This is a genomic window from Hydrogenophaga sp. 70-12, from assembly GCF_001897365.1.
GTDB classification, from domain to species: domain Bacteria; phylum Pseudomonadota; class Gammaproteobacteria; order Burkholderiales; family Burkholderiaceae_C; genus Hydrogenophaga; species Hydrogenophaga borbori.
Window position 1 is genome coordinate 1 of sequence record NZ_MKSS01000213.1, and the last position, 10982, is coordinate 10982.

The 10982-nt window shown below is 72.4% G+C and carries 8 protein-coding genes and 1 pseudogene; 4 read left to right on the forward strand and 5 right to left on the reverse strand.

The features are described 5' to 3' along the window. From BGO22_RS12725 to BGO22_RS12735, 3 genes are all read right to left on the reverse strand, one after another. The coding region (locus BGO22_RS12725; RefSeq protein WP_286851137.1) for an ABC transporter substrate-binding protein at positions 1-813 on the reverse strand (813 nt) is incomplete at its 3' end. Between the two features lie 275 nt (positions 814-1088). Further along, complete coding sequence (locus BGO22_RS12730) at positions 1089-2861, reverse strand: monovalent cation:proton antiporter-2 (CPA2) family protein (RefSeq protein WP_286851138.1); 1773 nt, start codon at positions 2859-2861, stop codon at positions 1089-1091. A 113-nt stretch (positions 2862-2974) separates the two neighbouring features. Beyond that, the gene (locus BGO22_RS12735) at positions 2975-3880 is read right to left on the reverse strand and encodes a LysR family transcriptional regulator (RefSeq protein ID WP_204743203.1); all 906 of its coding nucleotides are present in this window, start codon (positions 3878-3880) and stop codon (positions 2975-2977) included. A 149-nt stretch (positions 3881-4029) separates the two neighbouring features. On the opposite strand from BGO22_RS12735, the gene BGO22_RS12740 reads away from it, so the two are divergent. The 4 genes from BGO22_RS12740 to BGO22_RS12755 are packed head-to-tail and all read left to right on the forward strand — an operon-like array spanning position 4030 to position 7784. Further along, on the forward strand, positions 4030-5007 hold the full coding sequence (locus BGO22_RS12740) for a Bug family tripartite tricarboxylate transporter substrate binding protein (RefSeq protein ID WP_070400715.1): 978 nt from the start codon (positions 4030-4032) through the stop codon (positions 5005-5007). Beyond that, entirely contained in the window at positions 5004-5924 is a 921-nt protein-coding gene (locus tag BGO22_RS12745; RefSeq protein WP_204743205.1) for an NAD(P)-dependent oxidoreductase, read from the forward strand. Before BGO22_RS12740 ends, BGO22_RS12745 begins: the two co-directional genes overlap by 4 nt. Next, on the forward strand, positions 5921-7111 hold the full coding sequence (locus BGO22_RS12750) for an alpha-hydroxy acid oxidase (RefSeq protein ID WP_070400717.1): 1191 nt from the start codon (positions 5921-5923) through the stop codon (positions 7109-7111). The genes BGO22_RS12745 and BGO22_RS12750 overlap by 4 nt, the downstream gene beginning before the upstream one ends. A 4-nt stretch (positions 7112-7115) precedes the next feature. Beyond that, positions 7116-7784, forward strand: a complete 669-nt coding sequence (locus BGO22_RS12755) for an RraA family protein (protein ID WP_204743207.1) — start codon at positions 7116-7118, stop codon at positions 7782-7784. 22 nt (positions 7785-7806) lie between these two features. On the opposite strand, the gene BGO22_RS12760 is transcribed toward BGO22_RS12755, so the two are convergent. Both BGO22_RS12760 and BGO22_RS12765 read right to left on the reverse strand, forming a co-directional pair. Continuing rightward, on the reverse strand, positions 7807-8307 hold the full coding sequence (locus tag BGO22_RS12760; protein WP_275564529.1) for an HAD domain-containing protein: 501 nt from the start codon (positions 8305-8307) through the stop codon (positions 7807-7809). Beyond that, positions 8277-10982: pseudogene (locus BGO22_RS12765) on the reverse strand (OmpA family protein); the annotation flags it as partial. The pseudogene BGO22_RS12765 and the gene BGO22_RS12760, both read right to left, overlap by 31 nt.

Sequence of the window (10982 nt, forward strand, 5' to 3'; positions counted from 1 at the left end):
CAGATCGGCCGGGGGCGCGCTGGCCACGTGCTTCTGGGCCTTCACGATGGCGTTGGTCCAGGCCTGGGCCACGGCGGGGTTCTGCTTGAGGTAGACATCGGTGGCGGTGAACACGGTGTAGTCCACCGGGCCCACGACTCGGCCGACGGAGGCCACGACCACGCCCTTGCCGGTCTTCTCCAGCATGGTGGCTTCGGGCTCGAGGAAGATGCCGTAGTCGTTCTGGCCCGCCAGCCAGGCGCCGGTGCGCGCGGCCGGGCCGATGTTGTTCACCAGCTTGAGGTCCTTCTTGGGGTCGAGGCCGTTTTTGCGCATCGCCGTCTCCAGGAAGACGTCGGGGTTGGAGCCCGGGCGGAACGACATCACGGCCTTGCCCTTGAGCTGGTCCCAGGCGAACGCGCCCGCGGGCTTCTCGCGCGCCACCAGCAGGAAGCCGTCGGTGGCGGTCAGGCCGGAGAAGATCTTGGGCTTGACCGGCGATTCGCTGTTGGCCACGTAGACCGAGGCTTCGGGGCCGATCAGCACGATGTCGGCACTGCCCGACAGCAGGGCGGCCATGCCCTTGTCGGTGCCCTGCGAGGTCTTGATCGACACGTCGAGCCCGGCTTCGCGGAAGAAGCCCTGGCTCATCGCCACGTAGGCGGGGGCGTACAGGACCGAGCGCACCACCTCCTCATAGCGCACCTTCACCGGCGCGCTGGCGGACTGGGCGGCGGCCGGCGACACCAGGCCCAGGCCCAGGGCCAGCGTGGCCGTGGCATGGACCGCGCGCGACCAGAACGATGAGGGGGATGGACGGGGGATTCGGAACATGGCGAACTCCTGTGGCGCGTTGAGGGGCGGGCTTGTCGAAATACTGTATGCAATTGATGTGCCACCCTTGGTGGGGCGGCGCGAACCGGCGTTGCAAACGCGGGGCCCCGACCGACGGCCTTTGGCCGGCATGCCGCGGGACCGAACACCGTGCCGCAATCTATGTTGGATACAGTATTCAATGAATAGGGGTTGTCCCCATTCCACGGTGGCGGTGGGCGCCGGCCGGCCAGGCGAGGACGCCCGCCTTCGGTGCACGGCCCCGGTCCTGGCGCTCAGCGCCCCGGGCGCCCGCGCAGATTGCCCAGAATCATCGGCCGCCCCGCCACCAGCCCGCCGCCGTCGAGCTCCATCTGGAAACGCTCGGCGTCGCGGCGGCGCATGTCCGCCACGATGGCGTCGACCGCCATCGGCTCCGTGCCCAGCGCGAGCAAGGCCTCGCGCCCCATGACCATGGCGGACTCGAAGGTCTCGCGCACCTGCACGTCCGCCCCCGCCTTCACCAGCTCGGCGGCGTGCCCGCGGTCGAAGGAGCGCGCGATGACCCGCGCCTGGGGGAAGGCGTGCTTGCACTGCTCCACCATCAGCGTGGCCGCGCTGGCCTCGTCCACGCACACCAGGATGACCTTGGCGTCTTGCGCGCCCGCCGCGTGCAGGATGTCCAGCCGCGTGCCGTCGCCGTAATAGACCTTGAAGCCGAAGTGCTCGGCCTCGCGCGCGAGCTGCGGGTCGGCGTCGATGATGGTGATCTCCGCGCCCAGCAGCAGCAGGTTCTGGCTCGCGATCTGGCCGACGCGGCCGAAGCCGATGATCAGCACCGCGCCGGCCTCGTGGTCGGGCACGGGCGCGCCCTCCGCGGATAGGCCGGTGCGTGGCGCCCAGCGCTGCAGCGCCAGCACCGCCAGCGGCGTGAGCGCCATGGACAGCACCACGATGGCCGTCATGTTGGCGTTCACCACCGGGTCGATCACGCGGCCCGCGAGCGCCGCCGCGAACAGAACAAAGGCGAACTCGCCGCCCTGCGCCATCAGCACCGCGCGGTCCAGCGCGTCGGCGTGCGGGCTGTGCGTGAGCCGCGCCACCACGTAGATGCACAGGGCCTTCACCGCCATCAGCGAAAGCACGCCCGCCAGGATGAGGACCCAGTGCCGCGCCACCGCCGACAGGTCCAGCGACATGCCCACGCCCAGGAAGAACAGGCCCAGCAGCAGGCCACGGAAGGGCTCGATGTCGGCCTCCAGCTGGTGGCGGAAGGTGGACTCCGACAGCAGCACGCCCGCCAGGAAGGCCCCCATGGCCATGGACAGGCCGCCCAGCTGCATGAGCAGCGCCGCGCCCAGCACCACCAGCAGGGCCGCGGCCGTCATGACCTCGCGCGCGTGCGCGTTCGCGAGCACGCGGAACATGGGGTTGAGCAGCCACACGCCCACGGCCACCAGCAGCGCCACCGATCCGGCCGCGATCCCCACCGACAGCCAGCGCGAGGCCGCCGCCGCTGGGCCCGCCACCTCGGCCGCCGCATCGGGCGAGAGAAAGGCCACCACGGCCAGCAGCGGCACGATGAGCAGGTCCTCGAACAGCAGGATGGAGACGATGCGCTGCCCGCGCGGCGTGGCGATGTCGCCGCGCTCGCCCAGCAGCTGCATCACGATGGCCGTGGACGTGAGCACGAAGCCCATGGCGCTGATGAAGGACACCCGCCACGAAAAGCCGAAGGCCACGCCCACCAGGGTGAGCATGGCGCCGCAGACCAGCACCTGCAGGCTCCCCAGCCCGAAGATGGCGCGCCGCAGCGCCCACAGGTGCGAGGGCTGCATCTCCAGGCCGATGACGAAGAGGAACATCACCACGCCGAGCTCGGCGGTGTGGATGATGGTCTGGGGGTCGCTGAACCAGCCCAGGCCGAAGGGGCCGACGGCCAGGCCCGCCGCCAGGTAGCCCAACACCGAGCCCAGGCCGATGCGCTTGAACAGCGGCACCGCCACCACCGCCGCCCCCAGCAGCATGACGACCGGGACCAATTGGGTGGAGGCGGCATCAGCGGCCATGGCGGGCCTGCGGCGATCGTGGGCCGCGCGGCGATCCGGGCGGCGGGTTCATCTCGTGGCGGCGCATGGTCCCCTCCAGTGGTTGGCGCCAGGCGATTCTGGCACCGCCCCGTTCAGCCGCCCCACAAGGGGCCGGACTTGTCGAAGTCCACCGTCTCGCGCACCAGCTCGCGCAACCGCGTGAGCAGCGCGCGGTGGTCGTCGCGCCGGTGCTGGAAGGTGTACTGCAGCGCCGGCAGGGGCTGGGGGCCGCGCAGCTCGACCACGGCCCGGCGCGCGGCCATGCGGCGCAGCCAGCCGCGCGGGTACAGGCCGACGCCCACGCCCGAGGCGATCAGGCTGGCGATGGCCGCGAGGTTGTTGCACACCAGCCGGCGCGGCGCCTGCAATCCGTTGAGCGCCAGCCAGTGCTCCAGCATGCGCGTGGGACCGGCCGCGCCGGGCTGGGTGATGAGCGCGTGCCGCTCCAGCAGCGCGGCGTCCACCGCGCGGCGGCGCCCCACCAGCGCGGGTGAGGCGGCCCAGCAGAAGCGGACTTGGGCGATGGCTTCGCTGGCGATGGCGCCGCGCGTGGAGTGGCCGGCCACCACGGCGAAATCCAGCTCCCCGCTTTCGAGGCGCTGCTCCAGCGCCGAGCCCAGGTCCACGCAGGGTTCCAGGCGCAGTTCGGGGTACTTGGCGGCCGCGTGCGAGACCAGATCGGGCAGCCAGGTGAGGGCCGCGAGCTCGCCCACGCCGAAGCGGCAGAGGCCGCGCACGCCACCGCCGGCCGCGAGCTGATCGCGCATGTCTTCCGACAGCGCCAGCATGCGCCGCGCCAGCGGCAGCAGCTGCTCGCCCGCCTCGGTGAGCGCGGCGCGGTGGCCACCGCGGTTGAACAGCGTGGTGCGCAGCTGCGCCTCCAGTTCACCGATGCGCTTGGACAAGGTGGACTGCGAAATGTGCAGCCGCTGCGCGGCGACCAGGAAGCTCGCGGCGGTGGCGGCCCAGTAGAAGGCTTCGAGCTGCTTGAGCGTCATGGCCGGCGCCGCACAATCCTTGGTGTTGAAAAAAAGCGAACAAGAGCGATCGAAATATATCGCTTTTCATCCACAAGGCATCTTCCCAGAATGCGCCCCGGATCCACCCGAGCGGGTGGACCGGGCCCCACAACAGAAGGAGACAGCGCATGAGCATTCATTCCACCGGCCTGCGACGCCGCCACCTCGTGGGCGCCGCCGGCGCGGCGCTGGGCCTGTCGGCCCTGCCCCTGGCCGCGCGCGCCCAGGCCTGGCAGCCCACCCAGCCCATCACCATCCTGGTGGGCTTCGCGCCCGGCGGCTCGGCCGACCAGATCGCGCGCCAGCTCTCGTACGCGGCCAAGGACATCATTCCCGTCCCGGTGGTGGTGAACAACCGCGTGGGCGCGGCCGGCGCCATCGCCGCGCAGGCCACGGCCGACGCCAAGCCCGACGGCTACACCCTGTTCGTGGGCGGCGGCAGCGAGACCACCTCGGTCGGCCACTTCCGCCCGCTCAACTACGACTCGCGCCGCTCCTTCACGCCCATCATCAAGGTCTCGCGCGCGCCCAGCATCCTGGCGGTGCGCGCCGACTCGCCCTTCGCCGACATGAAGGCGCTCATCGCCGAAGCGAAAAAAGCGCCCGAGAAGGTGTCCTACGGCTCGACCGGCGAAGGCGGCATCTTCCACGCCACCGGCATCGTGTTCGAGAAGGCCGCCGGCCTGAAGCTGCTGCACGTGCCCTACCGCGGCGCGGCCGACTCCATGACCGCCCTGCTCGCGGGCCAGGTGGACAGTGCCTTTGGCGCCTACGAAGAAATGAAAGCCATGATCGACGCGGGCCGCGTGCGCCCGCTGGCGCTGTTCTCGCGCGCGCGCCTGCCGGCCCTGCCGGAGGTGCCCACCATGACGGAACTGGGCGTGCCCGTGGCCCTGGACAACATGAAGGGCCTGATGGCGCCCGCGAACCTGCCCGAGCCCATCCGGCGCTACCTGCACGACGCCTTCCACAAGGCCATGCAGGCGCCGGGCTGGAAGGACTACGTGGCCAAGTCGGGGCTGACCCAGGACTACGCCGACGGCGCGGCCTTCCAGGCCGAGGTCGTCGCGGCGGTGGACCTGATCGGCAAGGCCATCGGCAAATGAGCCGCGCGCCCGGATCCTCCTTCGGCTTCATCGGCCTGGGCGCCATGGGCGCCGGCATGGCCGGCTGCCTGCTGCGCCGGGGCTACCCGCTCAAGGTCTTCGCGCGCGAGGCGCGCGCCGTGCAGGCCCTGGTGGACCAGGGCGCCACGGCCGGCACCGGCCCGGCCGACGTGGGCCGGGGCAGCGCCATCGTTTTCCTGAGCCTGCCCGACGACGCGGCGGTGCATGAGGTGCTGTTCGCCGACGGCGGCCTGGTGCACGGCCTGGCGGCGGGCAGCACCGTGGTGGACACCAGCACCATCGCGGCGGCGTCGGCGCGCGGGTTCGCGGCCGCGCTCGCGGCGCGCGGCATCGGCTTCCTGGACGCGCCCGTGAGCGGTGGCCAGCAGGGCGCGGCCGAGGGCGTGCTGAGCTGCATGGTCGGCGGCGAGACCGCCAGCGTGGACGCCTGCCGCGAGGCGCTGGGCGCCTTCTGCAAGAGCGTGCTGCACGTGGGCGGCGTGGGCGCGGGCCAGGTGGTGAAGGCCTGCAACCAGGTGGCCGTGGCCGGCGCGCTGCTGGGCGTGGCCGACGCCCTCGCGCTGGCCGAGGCCGAGGGCGTGGACCCGGCGCCGATGCGCGAGGCCCTGCTGGGCGGCGCCGCGCGCAGCTTCTCGCTGGAAAAACACGCCCCCCGCATCGCCGCCGGCCAGTTCACGCCGGGCTTTCGCGCGGCGCTGATGCGCAAGGACCTGCGCCTGGCGCTGCAGGGCGCGCAGGCCACGGGCACCGTGCTGCCCACCGCCGCGCTGGCCGAGCGGCTGCTCGACGAGCTGTGCGAGGGCGGCCGCGCCGACTGGGACTGGGCCGCGCTGGCGCTGCAGGTGCGGGCGCTCTCGGGCAAGGCCCTGCCCGAGCACCGCGAGCCCCGCGCATGAGCCGCAGCGCCGACGCGCCGGCCGCCCCCCGGTGGCTGCAGGGCCTGCTGTGCCTCGACGATTTCGAGGCCGAGGCGCGGCGCCACCTGCCCCGCCCGGTGTTCGGCTACGTGGCCGGCGCGGCGGAGACCAACCAGTCGTTGCGCGCCAACCGCGCGTCCTTCCAGGCCTGGGAGATGGTGCCGCGCGTGCTGGTGGACATCACGCCGCGCGACACCGGCGTCGAGCTGTTCGGCCAGCGCTACGGCGCGCCCTTCGGCGTGGCGCCCATGGGCCTGGCCGCGCTCTCGGCCTACCGCGGCGACCTGGTCATCGCCCGGGCCGCGCGGCGCGAGAACATTCCCTTCGTGCTCAGCGGCTCCTCGCTGATCCGCCTGGAAGAGGTGATCGCGGTGAACCCGGGGGCCTGGTTCCAGGCCTACCTGCCCGGCGACGACGCCGGCATCCTCGCGCTGCTGGAGCGCGTGAAGGCCGCCGGCTACCGCACGCTGGTGATCACCCTGGACACGCCGGCCGCGGCCAACCGCGAAAGCAACCTGCGCGCGGGCTTCACCATTCCGGTGCGGCCCGGCCCCGCGCTCGCCTGGCAGGGCCTCACGCACCCGCGCTGGCTGTTCGGCACCTTCCTGCGCACGCTGCTGCGCCACGGCATGCCGCATTTCGAGAACAGCTACGCCACGCGCGGCGCGCCCATCCTCTCGCCCCACGTGGAGCGCAACCTCTCCGATCGCGGCCACCTGAACTGGCGCCACCTGCAAATGATCCGCCGCGTCTGGGGCGGCGAGCTCGTGGTCAAGGGCGTGCTCGACGCGCGCGACGCGCGGCGCGCGGCCGACGAGGGCGTCGACGGCGTGATCGTGAGCAACCACGGCGGGCGCCAGCTCGACGGCGCCGCCGCGCCGCTGGCGGTGCTGCCGCGCATCGTCGAGGCCTGCCCCGACATTCCGGTGATGCTCGACAGCGGCGTGCGCCGCGGCAGCGACGTGCTCAAGGCCCTGGCCCTGGGCGCGCGCTTCGTCTTCGTCGGCCGCCCCTTCGCCTTCGCCGCCGCCGTGGCCGGTGAGGCCGGCGCGCACCGCGCCATCGACCTGCTGCGCTCGGAGGTCTCGCGCAACATGGCCCTGATGGGCGTGCTGCGGCCCGAGGACCTGGACCCCAGCCACCTCATCCCCGCCCAACGGAACTGAAGCCATGCTTGGACTGCGCATCCTCCCCGTCCCCCGCCGCGTCGCGCCCGACCTCGTCGAGGCCTTCCGCGGCGTGCCCGTCGCCAACGTCAGCGACTGCATGACCCGCATGACCGCGGCCGGCGCGCGCCTGCGCCCGCTGAGCCGCGAGACGCGTCTGTCCGCGCCCGCCATCACCGTGAAGACGCGGCCCGGCGACAACCTCATGATCCACAAGGCGCTGGAGATCGCCCAGCCCGGCGACGTGATCGTGGTGGACGGCGGCGGCGACCTCAGCAACGCGCTGATCGGCGAGCTGATGACCACCTACGCGATCCGGCGCGGCCTGGCCGGTTTCGTCATCGACGGCGCGATCCGCGACCTCGACGTCATCGGCGCCGGCGCCCTGCCCGTGTTCGCGGCGGGCGTGACCCACCGCGGCCCCTACAAGGACGGCCCCGGCGAAATCAACGCGCCCATCGCCATCGACGGCATGGTGATCCACCCCGGCGACCTGATCATCGGCGACGCCGACGGCGTGCTCTGCGTGCCGCAGGACGAGGCCGCGGCCGTGCTCGACGCGGCGCGCAACAAGTCGCAGGCGGAACAGGTGACGCTGCGGCAGATCGCCGAGGGCCGGCTCGACACGGCCTGGATCGACCAGACCCTGGCGCGCATCGGCCTGCGGGCCTGAGCCACGCGCTCAGGCCTTCTGCTCAGGCCTCGCGCCGCAGCCGGTGGACCATCTCCACCAGCCGGTAGAGGTTGCCCACCCGCAGGCCCTGGCGGCCGTCCACCAGGACCAGCCGGTCGCGCGCCGCGAAGTGGTGGCGCTGGTTGTCGATGGCCAGCCAATGGCGCGCCGAGCGCCCGTTGGCGCGCAGCCAGTCGCGGCACTGGCGCTCGCGCTCGGGCATGGCCGCGCCGTGGCCCGGCGGCCGCACCCAGGGCTCGGTGCGGCCCACCACCCGGGCCTGCAGCGCGGGCCAGGGCTGGAACAGGGCCTGAATCTCGGACAGCGGGTGGTAGGCCGCCCAGCCGCTGGACACCACGATCTCCACGCCCTCCAGGTCCTTGAGCGAGGCGGCCAGCATGCCGGCCTTGTCGAGCAGCCAGTCCCGCGGGGCCCCCACGGGATGCAGCACGCCATCGAAATCCAGGAAGACGGTGACCAGCGCAGGCGTGTTCAGAACTTCCCCAGCAGGTTGATGAACCAGCCCCGGCTGCGGTAGCGCATGTCGGTGAGGTCGTCCGAGAAGTCGGTGAAGTTGTAGCCCAGGCCGAGCTTCACGTTCTCGTTGATGTGGTAGTAGCCCGCCGTGAGCCAGCCGGTGCGGCGGTCGCCCAGTTCCTTGGCGCGCAGCGAACGCAGCTCCAGCAGCCAGTCCCAGCGGCGCACCACCTTCCAGTCCAGGCGCAGCACCGCCAGGTCGGCGCTGCTCTTGAACCAGGGCGCGCTGTTGTCGCGGCTGGCGCGCAGCTCGCCCTGGCGCCAGGCGTATTTGCCGCCGAGGGTCCAGCGCGGCGTGAGGTCGACGCTCAGGTCGGCGGCCCACACGTGGCTGCGCTGCTGGTAGTGATTGCCGGTGGTGAAGACCTGGGTGGACGAGACACCCGTCGCCGACACCTGGCCCGGCGAGGACAGGTCGTGCAGATAGGTGTACTTGAGCAGCAGGTTCACGCGGTCGTTGTTCACCGGGCGCAGCGCATAGCCCAGGCTGGCCTCGGTGTACTTCGCGGCGGCCAGCGCGCCCGCGCTGCTGTCGCTGTCGGCCCAGTTGAGCTTGCCGACCCAGCGAGCGTCCTCGCCGTCCTTCAGGCTGAAGGCGTTCTTGAGCAGCCAGCTGCGGCGCGACTCCACGCTGCCGCGGTCGGAGCGGTACTCGGCGCCGCCGCTGTAGCGCACGGTGTCGCTGCTGTAGCCGGCGTTGAAGGCGATGGCCTCGCGGCGCAGCTCGCCCAGGGTCTCGACACCCACGCGGCCGTTTTCCAGCGACACACCCAGGGTCCAGCGGCTGTCGGGCGCGTATTGCACGCCATAGGCGTGTGTCAGGCCCGGCTGCGCGCCCACGCTGTGGCGGTGCTCGGTGAAGACGCTCAGGCCTTCGTTGATGCGCGACTTGGCGCCCGACACCAGCGTGCCGCCACGGCCCTGCGTGTTCTCGTCGGTGCGGCCGGTGTCCAGCACGTACGTCAGGTACAGGCTGGAGCGGTCGTCGTACTGGTAGTCGACGCCCAGCTGGCCGGCCGCGCCGCCGTCGCCACCCGAGAGCTCACCGTTGAGCGCGAGCTTGTCGTTGACGCGGTAGCGCGCGCCCACGCCCAGGCGGTCGTTGTCCAGGCGCGTGCCGCTGCGCGACAGCGTGCGCTGCGCGAAGCCATAGAGGGCCCAGCTGGCCAGGCTGTCGTAGTCCACCTGCACGCCCAGGTCGGTGCGCGCGCCTTCCACCGCCGCGCCCCAGGGCAGGCCGCCGTTGGTGACGACGCTGTCGCTGCGCTTGTCGTCGCGGCGCAGGCTCGCGCCCAGGCGCCAGTGCGGCGTGAGCTGGTGGCTCAGCTGCGCCTCGGCGCTGTCGCTGTCGAAGCCGTTGCGCTCGTCGCGGCGGTCGGCCTTCAGGCGCAGCTCGGTGCGCTCGCCCAGCGGCAGCGCGGCGTCCACGCCGACCTGCTTCGTCTCGTTGCTGACGAGCTGGCCCGGCGCGGAGAAGCCCGCGCCGCGCCGCTGCGCGTAGGCGGCGATGCGCCCGCCGTCCGCCAGGCCCAGGTCCTTCAGGTCGGCCTGGCCTTCGAGGCGCCAGGCGTTCGCGTCGGCCGTGGGGTCCACCGGTTCGCCAGCGAAGTGGTAGCCGCCGTCGAGCGAGCGCAGCTCGCCCGTGCCCGGTCCGTCGGAGCGCGCCACCTCTGCCTTCAGGTAGGTGTTCTCGCCGTGGCGCAGCAGCAGGTCCACGCCGGCCAGGGTCTGGTCGCCCCCGGTCTGTTCCTGCTTCGAGGCGGTCACGCCGAGGCGCAGCGCGTCGCTGGCCCACCAGGAGAGGCGGCCACCGGTGGCCAGGGTGTCGAGCGAGCCCAGCAGGGGCGCGTACTCGTAGTCCACCACCAGGTAAGTGGGCTGGCCGGTGAGGCCACCCGCGCGCACGATGGCGCCGTCGTCCGAGAAGCTGGGCAGCGGGCCGTTGAGCAGCACGCGGCCCTGCAGGTGATCGACCTCGTAGTCCGAGCCCGGCACCAGCAGGCGGCGCGCGCGCACCAGACCGGAGTCGCGGTCGCGGATCTCCACGAACACGCGTTCGGCGCCGCGCGTGATGTCCTGATGGCGCAGGTAGTACAGCGAGCCACCGGTGCCGCGGAACTCCTCGCGCGCCGACAGGGTGCCCGGTTCGGCGGCGTAGGCGTCCACGCGCAGGCGCGCCTCGCCGTGCGCGGTGCTGTCCTCGCTCAGGTAGCGGCCGTGCAGGCCGTACAGGCCGCGGCTGATCTGGGCCAGCGCGGTCTCGTCCAGGTTGAGCTTGTAGTTGCCCCACATGGCGTGCGAGCGGCCGTCGTCGATGCGCGCGTAGACCCGGCCCTGCGTGGGCGCGTCCTCCACGGTGGTGGAGTCGTCGCCGAAGGTGGCCCAGGAGTCCACCGGGTCGAGCCGGCGGAACAGGGTGCTCGGGTCCTTGCGGTCGAGGTTGCGAAACAGCTCGTTGAGTGGGCGCTCCTCGGTGTCCAGGCTGGCGGTGAAGGTCCAGCGCTCGTCGAGCTGGCGCTTGGTGTAGAAGGCCAGGCGGCCCTCGCTCCAGGAGCCGCCGTCCTGGCGGTTCGGGTCCATGGTCAGCAGCGCGGCCGGTCCGCTGACGCGCTGGCGGCCCAGGGTGAGGTCGGCCTGGCCGATGAAGAAGCCGTCCTGCTT

Coding starts and splice junctions, on each gene's coding strand:
- BGO22_RS12730 (WP_286851138.1), bottom strand. CDS start 2,861: ATGGCCGCTGATGCCGCCTCCACCCAATTGGTCCCGGTCGTCATGCTG.
- BGO22_RS12735 (WP_204743203.1), bottom strand. CDS start 3,880: ATGACGCTCAAGCAGCTCGAAGCCTTCTACTGGGCCGCCACCGCCGCG.
- BGO22_RS12740 (WP_070400715.1), top strand. CDS start 4,030: ATGAGCATTCATTCCACCGGCCTGCGACGCCGCCACCTCGTGGGCGCC.
- BGO22_RS12745 (WP_204743205.1), top strand. CDS start 5,004: ATGAGCCGCGCGCCCGGATCCTCCTTCGGCTTCATCGGCCTGGGCGCC.
- BGO22_RS12750 (WP_070400717.1), top strand. CDS start 5,921: ATGAGCCGCAGCGCCGACGCGCCGGCCGCCCCCCGGTGGCTGCAGGGC.
- BGO22_RS12755 (WP_204743207.1), top strand. CDS start 7,116: ATGCTTGGACTGCGCATCCTCCCCGTCCCCCGCCGCGTCGCGCCCGAC.